The following is a 17,575-nucleotide window of genomic DNA, read 5'->3' as shown; positions in this document are numbered from 1 at the left end:
CCGACGGACCGACGGACTCAGGGACTCAGGGACTGACGGATGCCGAGATGGCGGCTCAGCCATGGTGCCCCAGGTTCGGCCGCCGGTCCGGGTCGCTCCAGAGGCCGAGACGTGCTTCGGCGGCCGCCCCGAGGCGGAACGCGGTCAGATCGTCGAACGGCCGGGCGACGATCTGCACGCCGGTCGGCACGCCGTTGGCCGCGCGGCCCGAGGGCACGTTGAGGACCGGATGCCGGCTCGCGATGTTGAAGAGCTGGGTCAGGCACTGGCTCACGAGGTTGGCGAACCGCACACCCTCGGCGAGCTCGACGGACTCTGCTGACATGGCGTCCGCCGGGTAGCCGGTGGTGGCCATCGTCGGGCAGATGACGGCGTCGTGGTCGCGGTAGATCTCGGCGAGCACGGCGTGCATGCGGGCCTCCTCTTCCACGATCCGCAGGGCGCCGATGTTCTCCAGGGCCGCCCCGCACGCCTCGACGACATCGAGGACGTCCCGGGACCAGCGCGGGTCGTCGGCCGGTGCCCACCCCAGAACCGACGGCCCGAGGAGGAGGCCGTAGTGCGCCATCGCGGTGGCCATGATCGACTGGCGGGTGATCGGGATCTCGACCGGGGTCACCTCGGCTCCGGCGTCCCGCAGGGCGCTCGCGAACCGCTCGATGTCGGCCGCCGCATCGGGAACGACGGGGAAGTCGCCGATGGTGACCGCGAGCGCGACCTTCAGTCCCGCGCACGACCCGAAGCTCGTCGGGAGCGGTGGAACAGCGGGTACCGAGGCGTGGTCGACGAGGTCCGGTCCGGCGATGACGTTCTGGAAGAGAGCGCAGTCGGTGACCGTGCGGGCCATCGGCCCGTCCTGACAGTAGGTGTCGAGACTGGTCGGCGGCAGCGCCGGCACGCGTCCGTAGGGAGGCCGGAACCCGACGACTCCGCACAGAGCCGACGGAACCCGGATGGAGCCCGCGATGTCGGAGCCGGTGGCCAGCGGGGCGAGTCCGGCGGCCAGTGCCGCACCCGAGCCGCCCGACGAACCGCCGGGGCTGTAGTCGAGGTTCCAGGGATTGCGTGTGACGCCCCACAGCTCGGAGTGGGTGGTAACGGCGATAGAGAACTCCGGCGTCGTGGTCCGCAGATGCAGGACCGCACCGGCGTCGATCAGCCGCTGGACCATCGGCTGGGTCTGCGTCGCGACGTTGCCCTCGGTCAGCAGGGAGCCGAAGCGATGGGACCTGCCGGCGATCGGCATCTCCTCCTTCACCGCGACCGGGACGCCTTCGAGCGCCCGGGGCGCCGGGCCCTTCCCCGCGTACCTGGCCTCGGCGGCCCGCGCGACCTCGTGGGCCTCGTCGAACATCTCCTCGGCGACCGCGTTGACCTCGCTGGTCTTGGCGACCCGTTCGATCAGCGAGTCCAGGACTTCCACCGGGGACAGCTCACGCCGCCGAAACGCTCCCAGCATCTCGTCGGCCGACATGTAGTTCAGGTCCATCCTTCGCTCCTCTTGACGATAGGCATAACGGGCAGACTGGAAAAAAGCGTGAACGGCCGACTGGCCGACTGGCCGACTGCTGTGCGAACAGCGTCAGGGGACCGTCTGCCGGGCTCAGTCGCGCTCTTCCTGGATGGAGTTGCCGCCGTCCACCACGAACAGCTGTCCCGTGACGTAGGACGACTCCGGTGAGGCCAGGAACGCCACCAGTGCGGCCACCTCGTCGGGACGCCCGGCACGACCGACCGGCGTCGCCGCCCCGAGGGCGTCGACACGCTCGTCGAGCCCCCCGGTCGCGATCCAGCCGGGCGCGACGGCGTTGACCGTGATGCCCAGCGAGGCCGTGTCCATGGCCGTCGAGCGGGTGAGACCGATCAGGCCGGCCTTGGCCGTGTGATAGGCGACGTCACCCCGGTAGGCCATCACCGGGCCCGAGAGCGACGCCATGTTCACCACCCGGCCGTACCCGCGATCGAGCATCGGCTGGAGCGCGGCGCGGGTCATGTAGAAGGTGGTGTCGAGGTTCCGGGAGAGGGCCGAACGCCACTGCTCGTCGGAGGCCGACGCGAGGCTCGACGGATCCTCGGGTTCGGCCACCGAGACCATGCCGGCGTTGTTGACGAGAACGTCGATCCGGCCGAAGGCGTCCAGCGCCTCGGCCACCACCGACTCGGCGAACCGGGGATCGGTGAGATCACCCGCGACCCCGCGGACGGGGCAGCTGCCCGCCAGTTCGGCCACCCGCTCGTGAATCCGCCCGGTGGTCGAGGTGATCAGCAGCGAGTAGTCCTCGGCCAACCGTCCGGCGCAGGCGAAGCCGATGCCGGACGCACTGCCGACCCCGGTGATGATCGCGACGGGCCGGCCGTCGGCGCTGGTCGGGTTCATGTGGTGCCCACCTTCGAATTCCCGCAGCCTCTTGATGTGACTGAGTTGAACGTTCGACACAGTAAGTGGAGTCGAGCTGCACGGCAATAGCCAGCTCACCTGCATACGCGCGGCTGAAACCGCAGAGGACCCGAGCAGAACGGCCGCCCTTTCCTCAACCGAGTGGTACGTTCGTTCCAGTTCCAACGATGAAGGACATGATGCCGCGGCGCACCACACAGGCAGGCTGCCCCGCGATTGCTACCGTGCGGCATTGCCGTCGGGCGACGCCCGGAGGTCACCCACAGGTGAGAAGGACGACGACAGACATGAGCCGGCCCGGCGGATCCGCCCAGCAACGAGACACCCCTGTCCTGACCGAGCGCGGCGGGGTCCGCAAAGCGGCCATTCTCGAAGCAGCCCTGCGGGTCATCGGGGACAAGGGACTGGCCGGGCTCTCCATGCGCGCCATCGCGGCGGAAGCGGGGCTGCCGCTCGGAGCCCTCGGCTACTACTTCAAGACCAAGGACGACCTGATCCTCGAGGCGTTCGAGTTGCACACCCGCCGGGAGGCGGACCGGGTCCTCGCCGCCTTCGCGGGCGTCGAGAACGGCGACCACGCCGACGACATCGCCGAGCACCTCACGGCGTTCATCCACCACGGTCTGACCGAGGCACGCACCAGCCTGGTCGCGGAGTACGAATTCCTGATCGAGTCAACCCGCAGGCCGGATCTCGCACGCGTCTCGCGGGCGTGGCGCCAGGCGCTGCAGATCCAGGTCGGCCATGTCGCGAGCCGACTCGGATCGGACGATCCCGAGACGGACTCGGAGATCATTCTCGCCGTCATCGCCGGTCTGGAGATCGACCACCTCTCCACACCGCTCGACCCGTCGACGACGCAGGCGATCCGCACCGCACTCCGCCGCACGATCACCAGGCTCGGGCTCCGCGGCAACGCCGCGCGGCACTAGGCCACCGTCTGCCGCGCTCACCGTCTGCGGCTCGGCTGTTGCTGTTGCTGTTGCTGTTGCTGTTGCTGTTGCTGTTGCTGTTGCAGTGATCAGACCCGGGGGCAGCCGCCGCCCAGCAGGTAGCGCACCGCCGTCTCCCCCATGTCGACGACGAACCGGTGGTCGTCGACCGGGACGGGCGTGGCGAACGCGGGCCCGTACGCGACCCGGATCATCGAGGCGCTGAAGAGGGTGTCGAAGCAGGACCAGAGGGCGGCCTCCGGATCGTCGTGCGTGATCACACCCGCCAGGCGGCGCAGAACCGTCGTGAACCTCTCTCCGAGCTCCCGGCCGTGACGGGAGCCGCGCCGCTGGACCTCCGAGTGCGCGGCCGAGGTGAGGACGACGGCCCGGAGGAACTCGGTGTGGCGGAGCGAGATGCCGACCATCTCCGCGACGGCCGAGCGCACGAGCGCGTCCGGCTCCAGTGCGGCCCAGCGGTCCGCGTCGGTGAAGACCTCCTGCTCGGCGCGCAGGCGCGCGATGCCGTGCTCGTACACCGCCAGGAACAGGGCGTCCTTCGTGTTCGTGCGGGCGTAGATGGCGGGAGGGGCGACTTCCGCGCGATCGCACACGGCCGCGATGGTGAACGCCTCGTAGCCGCCGTCCTCGAGGAGCGTCACCCCGGCGTCGAGGACCCGGTTCCAGGCTTCGCGGCTGCGGCGCTGTTTCGGCGGCCGGACCTCGAAGTCATCGGCGGCGACGTCTGCCACGACCCGTCCTCCCTGGTTGACGGCCTGAAACCTTGACAAAACTGTAGCGCCCACTACCGTTCAGCGCTAACAGTAGCAGCCGCTACTGTTTTGCCTCTCGGAAGGTGTCGTATGTCCTCCACTCCAGCCCGTCCCGGTCGGGTGGCCGTTCTCGGCGCCGGCCCCGCCGGCATGGCGGCCGCACTCGGCATCGCACAGGCCGGCCACGATGTCGTCGTCTACGAGCGCTACCGGGAGGCCCGTCCGGCCGGCAACATCCTCAACCTCTGGCCCCCGCCGCTGAAGGCGCTGCGCTCGCTGGGGGTGGACACCGACGACCTCGGCGCCCCCACCGACACCGAGTTCCGCAACCTCCGCGGCAAGGTCCGCGTGCACGTCAAACTCGACGAGGAGGTCAAGCGGGCCTACGGCGGCGGCTTCATCGGCCTGCTGCGTCCGGAGCTGTACGAGCGGATGCTCGCCGCCCTCGCCGAGGGCATGGTGCGGTTCGGCCGGCGCGTCGACCGCATCCAGCAGGACGACCGGGCGGTGACCCTGCACTTCGCCGACGGCAGCAGCGCCGAACACGACCTGCTCGTCGGTGCCGATGGCATCGACTCGCTGGTCCGCCGCACGCTGTGGGGCGACGCTCCCAAGCGGGAACACCGGCTGCACGTCTTCGGCGGCTTCACACTGACCGACGTCCCCGGCACTCAGCCGAACATGTCGGTCCTCACCCACAGTGCGACGGTCCAGGGCAGCTGGACCTCGATCCGGCACAAGGGCCGCGACGGCCACCAGTGGTGGATGCTCGCCGCCACCGACCCCGACGCTCTCCCGCCGGCCGACCTCAGGTCCGCCGCCGCCGCGCTCGCCGCCGGATTCCCCGCCCCGCTTCCCGGGCTGATCGAGGCGACCGACCCGGCGAACGTGCAGCGCTGGGTGCTGCGCGACCGCCCGCGTCTGAAGCAGTGGAGCAAGGGGCGGGCCACCCTGGTCGGCGACGCCGCCCATCCGACTTCGCCGTACGCCGCGTACGGCGCCGGCATGTCCATCGAGGACGGCTACTTCCTCGGCAGGTCACTGCGCGGCGTCGACCTCACCGACCTGGCGTCCGTCAGCGCCGCGCTGGAGGCGTACGAGGCCCCGCGCAAGCCGCACACCGCCCGCCAGGTTCAGCAGGCCTGGATGCTCGGCAAGGTCTTCCACCACACCCCGGCCCCGCTACGGCCCCTTCGCGACCTCGTGTTCGACCACACCCCCTTCCTGCAGATGGCCGCCGGCGACACCAACCCGAAGGAGATCAACAAACAGCTGGCCCTGATCGAGGACTGACTGAGCGTGGGGGCCGGTGATCTGTGCGTAGGTTCCGCGTCGACCACGGGTTCGCACCTCCAACACACGGCTGTCAGCCGTCGTTGCGCACGCGGGACCATGCGGGGAAGCCCCGCCGGCAGCCACGGGCGGAAGGGCTCGGCGCGCACCTCGCGTCGTCGGCGCGATGGCGAGGAAAGGGATCCGGCCCGTCAGTTCGCGGGTGCCGAACCGGAGCAGCACGCGAAGCCGGCCCAAGGCTGAGAGCCGCAACAACGGGAGTGGCCCTGCGGGGGCGCATTCGTCGTACCCGCCCCGAGGACGGGGGGCTGGACCGGCAGGGGCGGCGGCGACGGCCGTTTGCACTCCGGGCGAGCAGGGGGCGAGCAAGCGATCTTTACGGCTCTCGGGGGAGCCCTGACCCGTCGGGGTTTGACGCTCCCTGGCAGGTGAGAACGTTCCTGCGATCAGGCTCGCACATCTCGCTGCTGGACCTCCTTGAGGACTCCGGCCACCGTCACGAAGTCATTGTCCACATGAAGGACGGTGTGCCCATGGTGCACAGCTGTCGCACACACCAACAGGTCGATCGCTCCAGCCGCCCGATGCTGACCCTGCTGGGTCAGTTTGTACTGGGCGGTGTCGGCCCAACGCCAGGCGACCAGGTGGTGGTCCTGGAGGGTGCGCAGCAGCCGGTAGACGATCGAGCGGTGCAGCCCCATCTGCTGGCTCAGTTCGGCCAGCGTCAGCGGTACGTCCGACAGCGCGATCACTTCCAGGAGCCGGAGCCCCCGGTCCAGGGTCTGGACGGGGGGCCGGCTCGGCGGCGGAGAGTCTTCGGCAGGCCGGGTCATGGCTCGGGGATCTCGTCGTCCAGCACCGGAAACGCCGGCAGCACGGTCTCGGCGGGGCTTCCCTCCCGGACCACGGGCCGGCGGGCTTCGCGACGGTGAACGAGGTAGGTGGCGTCGGCGCGCGCGTAGTGCCCGGCCGGGTCGAAGGCGTTCTTCGCGAGGTCGATCTCGTCGAGGTCGATGTCGGCGTACACCAGTGCCTCCTCACCCTCGTCGACGTCCTTGGTGAGGGTACGCCCGTCGGGGCCGAAGATCCGCGAGCAGCCGCCGCCGACCGTGAGCAGGCGGCGCTGCTCGGGGGTGGACGCGAAGACGTCGATGCCGGCCGGGGAGATGACCTGGGTGGCCATCAGGACGAAGGCGCTGCCCTCGATGGCGTACACCTGGGTCGCGGCGATGTTGGCCTCGGCGCTGAGCTGGAAGGCGAGGTCGCGGTAGAGACCGAAACACGGCCAACTGGCTATGTGCACCTGCTCGTTCTGCGCGTACAGGGCGTACTTGCTGAGCGGCTGGACGTGCTCGGCGCAGTTCAGGGCGCCGAGCCGGCCGAGCGCGCTGTCGACGACCCTGAGGTCGCTGCCGTCGCCCTCGCCGAACAGGCTGCGCTCGACGTGGGTCGGCTTGAGCTTGCGGCGGTGCAGGAGCACGCTGCCGTCGGCGGCGATCACGGTCTGGGTGATGTAGAGGGTACCGTGGTCCTTTTCGCTGTATCCGAGCGCGACGGTGATGCCGTGCTGCCGGGCGGCGCGGCGGATCGTGGTCATCCCGTCGCTGTCGGGGGCGAGCGAGGCGGCGTGGCAGCGGCGGACGAAGGGGACCTGGTCGGCGACCGCGCCCAGCCACAGGAAGTGCGGGTAGCCGGGGATCCATACTTCCGGGAAGGCGATGAGAGAGGCGCCGTTACGTGCCGCCTCCGCGATCAGGTCGACGGTCTTGGCGACTCCGGCCTCCGCGTCGAGCCAGGCGGGCTCGGCCTGGACGGCTGCGGCCTTGAAGCGGCGAGTGGTCTCTGTCATGTCCGATCGTCTCCTTCTCTTCATGCTCCCGCTTCCAGGAGCTGTTCGACCAGCAGGCCGAGGCCCAGGAGCCGTCGGTCGGTGTTCCAGGGCGCGTCGAGCGCCACACCCACCGGGAGTCCCGGGCCTGCCGACCGGACGGGCACGGTAAGGCCGGGAAGAGCGGCGACGCTGCCGGGTCCCGTGTTGCGGATGTACGTGGGGAAGGCCGGGCACAGGTCACCGTCCAGCCGTACCTGCTCGGTGTCGGTGTCGATCCGTCCGGCGGGCAGGGGTGTGGTGGGGAAGAGCACGGCGTGTGCTCCGGTTTCGCGGAAGATCCGCCGGTAGCCGTCCACGAGGACACGGTCACGGATCTTGAGGGCGGCCCGGTACTCCGACTCGGTGACCGCCTGCGGGAACACGACCTGCTCCATCGTCGTGCGTACGTCGGGGTGGGTGATCCGGGCCAGGAGTTCCGCCGGTTCTGTGCCGCCCGTCGCCGTGTGCAGGTATCCGGGCAGCTGCCTGGCGGCCTCATAGAGGGTGATGGGGAATCCGGCCAGTTCTTCGGCCGTCTCGACCTCCGGCAGCCGTACCGGCACGAGCCGGACCCCGGCGGTCCTCAGGACGTCCAGGGAGTATTCCCACACCTCGGCGGTACGCGGGTGCAGCGGCTCGGTGAAGTGGTGTTCGGGGACGGCGAGCACGACCTCGCGCGGGTCGGGTGCCTCGGCCGGGCCCCGGTCGGCGGCGAGGACGGTGTCCAGCAGGACGAGGTCGGCGACGGTCGCGGCCATGGGGCCGATGGTGTCGCGCGTCCGCGACAGCGGCGTCACGCCCCCGGCGGGGTAACGGCCCGTGGTCGGGCGGAGACCGGCGATGCCGGTGAGCGCGGCCGGGACGCGGACCGAGCCACCGGTGTCGGTGCCCAGTCCGGCCGGGGCCAGACCGGCGGCGACGGCCGTGGCGGTGCCGCCGCTGCTTCCGCCCGCGAAGCGGTCGGGGGCGGCGGGATTGCGGGCGGGGCCGTACGGGCCGCCCGCAGTGGTGGCTCCCAGAGCCAGCTCGTGCATGTTGGTCTTGCCGAACACGACCGCGCCGGCCGCACGCAGCCGGGTGATCGCCTGCGCGTTTCGGTCCGGGACGAATCCGGCGAGCGCCTCGCAGCCCGCGGTGTTGGGGAGTCCGGCGACGTGGATGTTGTCCTTGACGGCGATCGGCAGCCCGTGCAGCGGGCCCCGGGCTGGGGTGCGGTCCGCTGCCGCGGCCTCGGCGAGAGCGCGGTCGGCGTCGAGGGTGACGAAGGCCCCCAGGTCGTCGGCCCGCTCGGCGCGCGCGAGGAGTTCCTCGGTGAGCGAGACGCTGGTGAGCGTCCCCGTGGCAAGCCTGGAGAGGGCGGTCTGCATGGGCGGACAATAAGGTCCTGTCCGCTGCTCATGAACATGGCTGTTTCTCAATGCGAGACTCCAGATGCGTCGGTCGGCACCGTCCGGCTCTCGCGAGGCGGCGGCGGGTGCCCGAGACGGCCTGAGCCTGCGGTACGCCGGTCCTCTGATCCGTGAGGCCACGAGCCCGCCGAGCCGCCGAGTTGAGAGGCCACCGTGCCGCCGGCCCCGAAGCCGTCAGAGCGCGTCGCATGTCGCCTCGACGCGCAGATCCGCGTACGACCGCCCGGCGCGCAGGCGATAGCGGCCCTGCACCGTGTGCCAGGCGTCCGACTCCGCGTCCCAGATCTGCGCGGCCCGGCGAGGCGCCGGTATCTCCACCACAGTCGTCCCTCCGGGGGCGGCCCGGGCGGTGGCGAAACCGGCGAGCCGGCGTCGGGGCGCACAGGCACTGCTCGCGGCCGTGCTGGCCGAGCGCGACCTGCGCGACCGGTACGGCATGGGGGTGGACGACATCTTCACCCTGCGCGGCCTGCAGGTGCTCGACATGCTGGACCGGCTCGTGGTGCGCAACGCCGAGCGCTCCGGGCTCGTACAGCTCTCCCATGTCCTGGCCGCCGAATCGGCGGGCGGCGACCACCCCGCGGCCGAGTACAGCAGGCGGCACTTCACGGAGGCGCGGACGCTGGTGCGTACGGCCCTGGAGGCGGGCATCGCCGACGGTGAGCTGCGCGGGGACCTCGACTGCGGGCTGCTGGCCACGCAGATCGTCGCCGTCATGGAGGGCCTGGAGAACCAGTGGCTGGCCGATCCCGGCCAGGTCGACCTGATGGGCGTGTTCCACGCGTACACCAGGGACCTGCGCGAACGGATCCGCGCGACGCCCTGACGCGCGCGGGCGCCGACCCCAGGAGCTCCAGGCGTCCCACCCGTCCCGGTTTGGGCGTGCAGTGACTCCTCTACGTCCCTCTGCGTACAGCTGATGTTTCATTAGGGTCACCGACGGCCCAGCCGTCTCGCATATCGAATCCGTGCCCTGTCCAGGCACGGACGGCGGGCCTACGTTCGCGGCCACTTCCTCCACTCGCCGCAGCCCGTGACCTGCGGCTCAAGGCCCTCCGGAGCCCGCCATGGAACACCCCGCGATCAAGCCCTCCCGCCGCACCGTCCTCAGAGGCCTCGGAGCCACTGCCGCAGCGGCCTCCCCGATCCTTTCCGCGTGTTCCTCCGGCCTCAAGGGCTCGGGCGACTCGACCGGCAACACCATCAAGATCGGTTACGTCAGCCCGCGCACCGGCGCCTACGCGGCCTTCGCCGAGTCCGACGCCTACATCCTCAAGCAGGTGCGTGCCTTCTTCGCCAAGGGGATCACGCACGACGGCAAGAAGTACGACGTGAAGATCCTGGACCGCGACACGGGCTCGGACCCGCAGCAGGCGGCCACCATCGCGGACGAGCTGATCTCCCAGCAGCGGGTCGACCTCGTCCTCGTCACCGCGACGCCGGACACGATCCACCCGGTGGCGGCCAAGTGCGAGAGCGAGGGCGTGCCCTGCGTCTCGACCATCGAGCCCTGGCAGGCCTGGTTCTTCGGGCGCGGCGGCACGCCGAAGAAGACCTTCAAGTACACGTTCCACTTCTTCGACGGCATCGAGCACCTGGCCAGGGTCGAGAGCGACATGTGGCGGCAGCACGACACCAACAAGAAGGTCGGCGTGCTGTGGCCGAACGACTCCGACGGCAACGCCTTCCGGGACAAGACCACCGGTTACCGCGCGCAGCCCTCGACCAAGGGCTTCACGTTCGTCGACCCAGGTTCCTACGAGCCCAGCACCAAGGACTTCTCGTCGATCATCGCGAAGTTCAAGAAGGAGGGCGTCGAGATCCTCGCCGGCGTGCCCTCGCCGCCCGACTTCTCGACGTTCTGGACGCAGGCCGCACAGCAGAACTTCAAGCCCACGGTCGCCACCATCTCCAAGGCCATCCTCTTCGAGTCGTCGGTGGCCTCCCTGCCGAACAACCTCGGCAACGGGCTGTGCACGGCGAGCTGGTGGGTGCCGCAGTTCCCGTTCACCTCCACGATCACCGGTCAGACCGCCACCGCACTCGCCGACGACTACGAGAAGTCCCCGCTGGCGAAGGGCCGAACGTGGAACCAGGGGCTCGGCCCCAACCACGCGCTGTTCGAGGTGGCCAACCACGTCCTGCGCAACGCGAACCCCAAGGACCGCGAGGCAGTCGCCGCCCAGATCGGGAAGACGAGCCTCGACACCGTCCTCGGCCACCTCTCCTGGACCGGCGGCGGTCCGGCCAACCCGGTCAAGAACGTCGCCACCATCCCCATGGTCGGCACGCAGTGGATCAAGGGCAGCGGTGACGCGTACGACCTGAAGGTCGTCAGCAACACCTTGCTGCCGCAGGTCAAGCCCGACGCCGAGGCGGCGGACCTGTGACCACCCCCCTGCTCGAAGTGGACCATCTCGCCGTGCACTTCGGTGAGCTGCGGGTCCTGGAGGACGTCGAGCTGAGCGTCCCCCGCGGGCAGGCGGTCGGCATCGTCGGCCCGAACGGCGCGGGCAAGTCCACCCTGCTCAGCGCGATCTCGGGCGTCGAGCGCGCGACCGCCGGTTCCGTGCGGCTCGCGGGCCGCGATGTCACCCGCACCTCCGCGGCGCAGCGATGTCGGCTCGGCGTCGGCCGCTCCTTCCAGATACCGCGCCCCTTCGGCGACCTGACCGTGTTCGAGAACGCCCTGGTCGGCGCCGAGCGGGGAGCCCGGCTGCGGGGCGGCCCCGCCCGCGAGCAGGCCCTGCGCGCGCTGGAGACCGCCGGGCTGCTCCACCTCGCCAACAAGCCCGCCGGTTCCCTGCCGCTCCTCGGCCGCAAACGGCTGGAGCTGGCACGGGCGCTGGCCACCGGTCCCGACCTGCTGCTCCTCGACGAGATCGCCGGCGGCCTCACCGAGGCCGAGGCAGAGGAACTCGTCGCCACCGTGCTGTCCCTGAAGGAGTCCGGCGTGACGATCCTGTGGATCGAGCATGTCGTCAAGGCCCTGGTCCAGGTCGTCGACCGTCTGGTCTGCCTCGCGTACGGCCGGATCCGCGTCGACGGCGACCCGCACGAGGTACTGGCCAGCGACGAGGTCGCGGAGGTCTACCTGGGAGGTACGGCGGCATGAGCACGCTTCTGCGAGTCGACTCCGTCGATGCCGGATACGGCGACTTCCAGGCCTTGTTCGGCATCGACCTCGAGGTGGCCGAGGGTGAGCTGCTCGCCCTCGTCGGCGCCAACGGAGCGGGAAAATCCACCCTGTTGAAAACCATCGCGGGAGCCCTGAAGCCCTTCCGCGGCACGATCGGCCTGGCCGGTGAGGACGTCACCGCCGAGCCGGACATCCGCCGGGCCCGCAAGGGCGTCTGCCTGGTCCCGGAGGGCCGCCGGCTCTTCCCGTCGCTCACCGTCGAGGAGAACCTCCAGGTGGGCGCCGCCACCGGGCGCAAGGGCCCCTGGAACCTGGCCAAGGTGTACGAGGCGATACCGCTCGTCGCCGACCGCCGTGCCCGTAAGGCGGCCCGGCTCTCCGGCGGTGAGCAGCAGGCCGTCGCCATCGGCCGCGCGCTGATGGGCAATCCGCGGCTGCTGCTCCTCGACGAGGTCTCCCTGGGTCTGGCCCCGCTCGTCGTGGACCAGCTCTACACTGCGCTGCCCGGTATCCGTGCCGAGGGCGCGACCGTGATCCTGGTCGAACAGGACCTCAACCGCACGTTCGCCGTGGCGGACCGCATCGCGTGTGTCCTGGAGGGCCGGATCGTGCTGACCGGCACGACGGCCGGACTCACCCGCGATCAGGTGACCGCCGCGTACTTCGGCACCGGTGCCTTCCCGGAGGTGAAGACCCCATGACCTGGCTCAACGCAATCCTGCAGGGCGTCCTGCTCGGCGGCATCTTCGCCATGGCCGCCGCGGGCCTGTCCCTCGTCTTCGGCGTGATGCGGATCGCCAACCTCGCCCACGGGGACCTGATGATCCTCGGCGGTTACGTGGCCTCGGTGACCGCGGCGCACTACGGCGTCCCGGTCCCCGTCACCATCGTCGTGTCGATGATCGCGGTGGGCGGGCTCGGCTACCTGGTCCAGCGCTCCATGCTGGACCGGGCGATGGGCCTCGGCGAACTCGCCCCGATGCTGGTCACCTTCGGCGTCTCAGTCATCATCCCGAACGTCCTGGTCCAGCTGTTCAGCAGCGACGCGCAGCCCCTGCCCATCGGCTCGCTCGGCACCGCGAGCATCGACCTCGGCGGTGGCCTGGCCATCGGCTGGTTCCCCCTGATCACGGTAGCGGCGGCGGTAGCGGTCCTTTCCTCCCTCCACCTCTTCCTCTACGGCACGCAGCCCGGCCGTATCGTCCGGGCCACATCCGACGACCGCGCGGTGGTCCGCCTGATGGGCGTCGACAACCGCCGCGTGTACGCCCTGACCTCGGTCATCGCCTTCGCGACGGTGGCCCTGGCCGGTGTCCTGTACACGATGCGGCAGGGCGGAGTCACCCCCTTCGAGGGTCAGCTCACCGTCCTGTTCGCCTTCGAGACGGTCATCATCGGCGGTCTCGGCTCGCTGTGGGGCACGCTCGCGGGTGGCGTGGTGCTCGGTGTGGCCCAGTCCGTCGGCGCCCAGATCTCCCCGGACCTTCCCCTGCTCGCGGGGCACGTGGTCTTCCTCCTGGTCCTGGTGTTCCGCCCGCAGGGCCTGTTCGGCAGGAGTGTCCTCGCATGACCGTCCAGACAGCCCCCGCCGCCGAGGCGACCGCACTGCCGGCCGTACACCGCGGTGGCCGCGCAACCGCCCTGGGCCTGGCAGGAACAGCCGTCGTCCTCATGACGATGGCGGCCCTCCCCTACGTCGTCGAATCGGGCGTCACGGCCCAACTGGTCAAGCTCTGCTACCTGGTGGCCCTCGCCTCCATGTGGAACCTGCTCGCGGGGTACGCGGGCATGATGTCGATGGGCCAGCAGGCGTACATCGGCCTGGGCGCCTACCTGCTGTTCATCGTCAACGACCACGGCGTGAACGTCTACGCGGGCACGCTCGTCGTCTCCGCCGTGGTGGCGCTGCTCGCCTGGCCGGTGTCGTACCTCGCCTTCCGGCTGCGCGGCGGCTACTTCGCCGTCGGCACCTGGGTGATCGCCGAGGTCGTCCGCCTGGTCGTGGTCCGCTTCGACTCCCTGGGAGCGGCGAGCGGACGCACCCTCTCGGACGTCACCGCCGATCCGGTGCTGCGGCGCGCCTTCACCTACTGGCTGGCGCTCGCTGTCATGGCCACGGCCGTGCTCGGCGCCTACGCCGTCCTGCGCAGCCGCCTCGGCCTGAGCCTCCAGGCCATCCGCGACGACGACACCGCCGCCGGTTCCCTCGGCGTGAACGTCACGCGAGGCAAGCGGATCATCTACATCACGGCGGCTGCCGGATGTGCCGCCGCCGGTGCGGTGATCTGCGTCAACAGCCTGGGGGTGGCGTCGCCGACGCAGATCTTCGGGGTGCAGTACTCGGCCCTGATGGTCTTCATGGTGATCATCGGCGGCATCGGCACGATCGAGGGCCCCTTCGTCGGCGCGATCGCCTACTTCCTCCTCGACAAGTACTTCGCACAGAGCGGCGTCTGGTACCTGATCGTGGTCGGCGCGGCGGCCATCGTGGTCTCGCTGTACCTGCCACGAGGGTTGTGGGGAACGCTCGCGCACCGCACGGGATTCGCCGTCTTCCCGGTGCGTCATACGGTCCGGCTGTAGACCCGGCATCAGGAAGAGGCGGCCCGGCCGGTGGCTCCTCTCCCTGATGTGCGCGCCGTCACCTCAAGCGATCCAGTAACCGATCACGATGTGGTTGACCCACACCGTCATGCCATCTCCCTCCGTAACGGGATTATGGATCTTGGCTCCGGAGGAAGGAGAGGTCCTGCGTGGAGGGCGTGGAGCAAACGCCACAACGCAGCCCTCCTCTGCCTTACCTGCCGCCGCATCGACGTCCTGCACGCCATGCTCAAACACTGGGCAATCCCCCCCAAGGTCCTCACCTCCGAGGCCGTCCAGGCGTCGGACTGCATCAGCACCATGGGAGGCGGCGACGCCCGCGTGACCGGCACCCACCAGAGCGACGGCGAAGCGGCCGCTCCTGCCACGCCTGTCGGTCCTCTCTGGGCCGTTTCCAGTACGGGCCGTTTTCGCGTCCCAACTCGGACCACACCCTCATTCGGGCAGCCCCCGTACCCACCCGCCGACCTGGCAGAGCCGCCGACCCGAAGGTTCCCGGGCAGAACTTCTGGATACTCGTGTCCAGCCGGCGTCCAGAATCCGGCGCCCAGGCCTCGTACACGCCACCTACGGAAACCTGCCCCATCGCCCACCCACGACATCTGTGCAGGTCAGAGCAATGTGAACCAACACCGACCGCAACGGGGCCGAACTCACGCGCAGCGGATTCAGTCCGTTCAGGCGAAGTTGACGATCCAACAGGACGAAATGAACGTTTCCGCAGGTCAGAGACCTACTAGGTGGGGCGGGTGGGACTCGAACCCACGGCCGACGGATTATGAGCCCTTGAGGATCTTGGCGGTCCTTGCTTTTCTACGCTGATCCATGACGTTCTTGCAGGTCAGGCGGGGCGAACCGTGCCGACACTCCCCTGCCTTTGTCGATCTGTTCCTATCCTTGCGTCCCCAACGCGTCCCCAACGCGTCCCCAGACGGACCTCGGCGGCCTCCGCCGGGAAACTCGGCCCGGTGAGCTGGCGTCGGCGGTACCCAGTTGCGGGATCGCACCACTCCAGGGCAAGGCCAGGCGGCCGACCCTCGCGGCCGCATCCCCGCTGACGGGGATCGCGACCATGGTTGTCCGGCCCGCCTGGCCTGCGTTGCCGACACGGGAGGAGTTCAGGGCAGTGCGTCGGCGGCCGACGGGGTGGTGTCGTCTCCGGTGGGGCTGACGAGTCCGGTCTGGTAGGCGACGATGACGGCTTGGACGCGGTCGCGGAGTCCGAGTTTGGCAAGGATACGGGCAACGTGGGTTTTGACGGTGGCCTCTGACAGGTGGAGGTGGTCGGCGAGCTCGGCGTTGTTCAGCCCTCGGGCCAGCAGTTGCAGGACTTCGAGTTCGCGTGGGGTCAGTGCAGCCAGGTCGCGGTGGATCGCGGCGGTGTTGGAGTCGTGTCGGGCGAATCGTTCTACGAGACGGCGGGTGATGGCCGGGGCCAGCAGCGCGTCGCCGGCGCGCACCATGCGGACGGCGGCGACGAGGTGTTCGGGTGTGGTGTCCTTGAGGAGGAACCCGGCGGCCCCCGCGGACAGGGCCGCGTAGACGTAGCGGTCGAGGTCGAACGTGGTCAGGATGATCACACGTGGTTCGTGGTCCGTTCCGGTCAGGATGTGGCGGGTGGCTTCCAGGCCATCCAGTTCCGGCATGCGGATGTCCATCAGGACCACGTCGGGTCGGGTGCGCCGGACCGCGTCGATGGCTTCCGTGCCGTTGGTCGCCTCGGCGACCACGTCGATGCCGTCGGCCGTGAGGATCATCCGGAAGCCGGTACGGACCAGTGCCTGGTCATCGGCGATCACCACGCGCGGCGAGCAGGTCACGAGGCCTCCAAGGGGATCAGTGCGGTGACGCGGTAGCCGTCGGCGCGGTGTGGCCCGGTGCGCAGGGTTCCCCCGTAGACGGCGAGGCGCTCGCGCAGGCCGATCAGCCCGCGTCCGGCTCCGGTGGCGCTGCCGTTGGTCCTGAACGTACTTGCTGTGCCGCCGGTGTCGGTGACCTCTACTCGGAGGTGGGTGGCTGCGTAGTCGACGGTGACCGCCGCGCTCGCGCCTGCCGCGTGCTTGACCGTGTTGGTCAGCGCCTCCTGCACCACCCGGTAGGCGGCCAGTTCGATCCCGGACGGCAGCGGACGCCTTTGCCCGGTCACCGTCAACTTGACCGGCATCCCTGTCTTGCCCACCCGTGCGACCAGCGTCTCCAGCTCGCCCAGCCCCGGCTGTGGCGCCAGATCCACCATGCCGGCCGGCCCGGGGCTGTCGGGGTCGGCAGGGGTGTCCGTGGTGAGCAGCCCCATGACGTGGCGCAGTTCGGTCATCGCCGCCCGGCCGCCGGCCTCGACCGCGAGGAGCGCCTCGCGGGCTTGGTCGGGGTGAGCGTCCATGACTTTGCGGGCGGCGCCGGACTGGATGACCATCACGCTGACGTTGTGCGTCACCACGTCGTGCAGTTCGCGGGCGATCCTGGCGCGTTCGTGTTCGACCGCGCGGCGCAGGGCCTCGGCTTGCTCACGTTCCATCGCGGACAGGCGCCTGCGGCCCTCGTCCGATCTGAGCTTCCAGGTGCGCAGGCCGTTGGCCGCCACGACGATCGGGACCAGGATCAGGTACGGGGCGTACTGGTCGGGGACAGTGGGCAACGCGGAGTCCGTGCTGACCAGGAGCACCGCCACCCCCAGGCTTGCCAGGGTGGGAATCCGGTGGGGACTGTAGGCGGCGGCGCTGTAGGCGGCGACGACGCAGGCGTAGAAGGTAAGCCGCGGGGCATCGTGTGGCGTCACCATGACCGCGGCCAGCACGATCCACAGCACGGCGAGCGGGTACCGGCGACGCAGCGTCAGAGGCGCCGAGGCGATGATCGCCACGATCACCGGACCGATCCACTCGCCCGGCGCGGGCCCGGGCCGGTCTCCTCGGTCGACGATGCCGGTCATGTTGTCGAGTACGTAATAGACGGAGCCGACGCCGACGGCCAGCGCCACCGCTGCGTCGAAGGTCCGGCCGCGCCGGGTGGGCCGCGGCAACGGACCGTTCGGGCGCGTCAGCAGTGTGAACCACTCCCCCAATCGGTCCGGTTTGACCCGCTCCAGCAGTCGGTCCGCCATAGGCACGGTCGTCACCGGCTCATTCTCGCCGACGTCCCCGGCGGCGACATCCGTCCA

General features: G+C 70.0%; 17 protein-coding genes. 8 read left to right on the top strand and 9 right to left on the bottom strand.

The annotated features are described in order from the left end of the window. Window positions 1-55: 55 nt before the first annotated feature. Entirely contained in the window at window positions 56-1,489 is a 1,434-nt protein-coding gene (locus IE239_RS14895) for an amidase (protein WP_190149780.1), read from the bottom strand. Between the two features lie 114 nt (window positions 1,490-1,603). Next, window positions 1,604-2,377: an SDR family NAD(P)-dependent oxidoreductase gene (locus tag IE239_RS14890; protein WP_190149779.1), complete on the bottom strand. Its 774-nt coding sequence runs from the start codon at window positions 2,375-2,377 to the stop codon at window positions 1,604-1,606. 308 nt (window positions 2,378-2,685) lie between these two features. Here IE239_RS14890 and IE239_RS14885 point away from each other — a divergent pair, with 308 nt between their 5' ends. Beyond that, the gene (locus tag IE239_RS14885; protein ID WP_190149778.1) at window positions 2,686-3,330 is read left to right on the top strand and encodes a TetR/AcrR family transcriptional regulator; all 645 of its coding nucleotides are present in this window, start codon (window positions 2,686-2,688) and stop codon (window positions 3,328-3,330) included. Between the two features lie 89 nt (window positions 3,331-3,419). Here IE239_RS14885 and IE239_RS14880 read toward each other — a convergent pair whose 3' ends face one another. Further along, complete coding sequence (locus IE239_RS14880) at window positions 3,420-4,082, bottom strand: TetR/AcrR family transcriptional regulator (RefSeq protein WP_190149777.1); 663 nt, start codon at window positions 4,080-4,082, stop codon at window positions 3,420-3,422. 111 nt (window positions 4,083-4,193) lie between these two features. On the opposite strand from IE239_RS14880, the gene IE239_RS14875 reads away from it, so the two are divergent. Next, on the top strand, window positions 4,194-5,396 hold the full coding sequence (locus tag IE239_RS14875) for an FAD-dependent oxidoreductase (protein WP_190149776.1): 1,203 nt from the start codon (window positions 4,194-4,196) through the stop codon (window positions 5,394-5,396). Window positions 5,397-5,842: 446 nt separating this feature from the next. On the opposite strand, the gene IE239_RS14870 is transcribed toward IE239_RS14875, so the two are convergent. From IE239_RS14870 to IE239_RS14855, 4 genes are all read right to left on the bottom strand, one after another. Continuing rightward, window positions 5,843-6,229 (bottom strand): helix-turn-helix domain-containing protein, encoded by a 387-nt coding sequence (locus IE239_RS14870; RefSeq protein WP_190149775.1) that lies wholly within the window; start codon window positions 6,227-6,229, stop codon window positions 5,843-5,845. Then, window positions 6,226-7,245: a carbon-nitrogen hydrolase family protein gene (locus IE239_RS14865; RefSeq protein WP_190149774.1), complete on the bottom strand. Its 1,020-nt coding sequence runs from the start codon at window positions 7,243-7,245 to the stop codon at window positions 6,226-6,228. Before IE239_RS14865 ends, IE239_RS14870 begins: the two co-directional genes overlap by 4 nt. Before the next feature lie 20 nt (window positions 7,246-7,265). Beyond that, entirely contained in the window at window positions 7,266-8,633 is a 1,368-nt protein-coding gene (locus IE239_RS14860; protein ID WP_190149773.1) for an amidase family protein, read from the bottom strand. A 216-nt stretch (window positions 8,634-8,849) separates the two neighbouring features. Further along, window positions 8,850-9,113 (bottom strand): fibronectin type III-like domain-contianing protein, encoded by a 264-nt coding sequence (locus IE239_RS14855; protein WP_229878099.1) that lies wholly within the window; start codon window positions 9,111-9,113, stop codon window positions 8,850-8,852. On the opposite strand from IE239_RS14855, the gene IE239_RS14850 reads away from it, so the two are divergent. From IE239_RS14850 to IE239_RS14825, 6 genes are all read left to right on the top strand, one after another. Beyond that, the gene (locus IE239_RS14850; protein WP_190149948.1) at window positions 9,025-9,501 is read left to right on the top strand and encodes a TetR family transcriptional regulator C-terminal domain-containing protein; all 477 of its coding nucleotides are present in this window, start codon (window positions 9,025-9,027) and stop codon (window positions 9,499-9,501) included. The two genes, IE239_RS14855 and IE239_RS14850, sit on opposite strands and share 89 nt — an antisense overlap. A 241-nt stretch (window positions 9,502-9,742) precedes the next feature. Continuing rightward, on the top strand, window positions 9,743-11,065 hold the full coding sequence (locus tag IE239_RS14845) for an ABC transporter substrate-binding protein (protein ID WP_190149771.1): 1,323 nt from the start codon (window positions 9,743-9,745) through the stop codon (window positions 11,063-11,065). Further along, on the top strand, window positions 11,062-11,790 hold the full coding sequence (locus IE239_RS14840) for an ABC transporter ATP-binding protein (protein WP_190149770.1): 729 nt from the start codon (window positions 11,062-11,064) through the stop codon (window positions 11,788-11,790). The genes IE239_RS14845 and IE239_RS14840 overlap by 4 nt, the downstream gene beginning before the upstream one ends. Beyond that, the gene (locus IE239_RS14835; RefSeq protein WP_190149769.1) at window positions 11,787-12,515 is read left to right on the top strand and encodes an ABC transporter ATP-binding protein; all 729 of its coding nucleotides are present in this window, start codon (window positions 11,787-11,789) and stop codon (window positions 12,513-12,515) included. The genes IE239_RS14840 and IE239_RS14835 overlap by 4 nt, the downstream gene beginning before the upstream one ends. After that, entirely contained in the window at window positions 12,512-13,384 is an 873-nt protein-coding gene (locus IE239_RS14830; RefSeq protein ID WP_190149768.1) for a branched-chain amino acid ABC transporter permease, read from the top strand. The genes IE239_RS14835 and IE239_RS14830 overlap by 4 nt, the downstream gene beginning before the upstream one ends. Next, the gene (locus tag IE239_RS14825; RefSeq protein WP_190149767.1) at window positions 13,381-14,397 is read left to right on the top strand and encodes a branched-chain amino acid ABC transporter permease; all 1,017 of its coding nucleotides are present in this window, start codon (window positions 13,381-13,383) and stop codon (window positions 14,395-14,397) included. The genes IE239_RS14830 and IE239_RS14825 overlap by 4 nt, the downstream gene beginning before the upstream one ends. 1,139 nt (window positions 14,398-15,536) lie before the next feature. On the opposite strand, the gene IE239_RS14820 is transcribed toward IE239_RS14825, so the two are convergent. Continuing rightward, window positions 15,537-16,238 carry a response regulator gene (locus IE239_RS14820; protein ID WP_190149766.1) on the bottom strand — a complete coding sequence of 234 codons (702 nt, stop codon included), beginning with the start codon at window positions 16,236-16,238 and terminating at the stop codon, window positions 15,537-15,539. Then, window positions 16,235-17,518, bottom strand: coding sequence for a sensor histidine kinase (locus IE239_RS14815; protein WP_190149938.1), 1,284 nt, complete (start codon window positions 17,516-17,518; stop codon window positions 16,235-16,237). Before IE239_RS14815 ends, IE239_RS14820 begins: the two co-directional genes overlap by 4 nt. Between the last annotated feature and the right edge of the window lie 57 nt (window positions 17,519-17,575).

It is taken from the genome of Streptomyces humidus (genome assembly GCF_014649655.1).
Lineage (GTDB): Bacteria > Actinomycetota > Actinomycetes > Streptomycetales > Streptomycetaceae > Streptomyces > Streptomyces humidus.
Note: the sequence above shows the minus strand (reverse complement) of the source record. Positions and strands in the feature narration are given on the sequence as shown.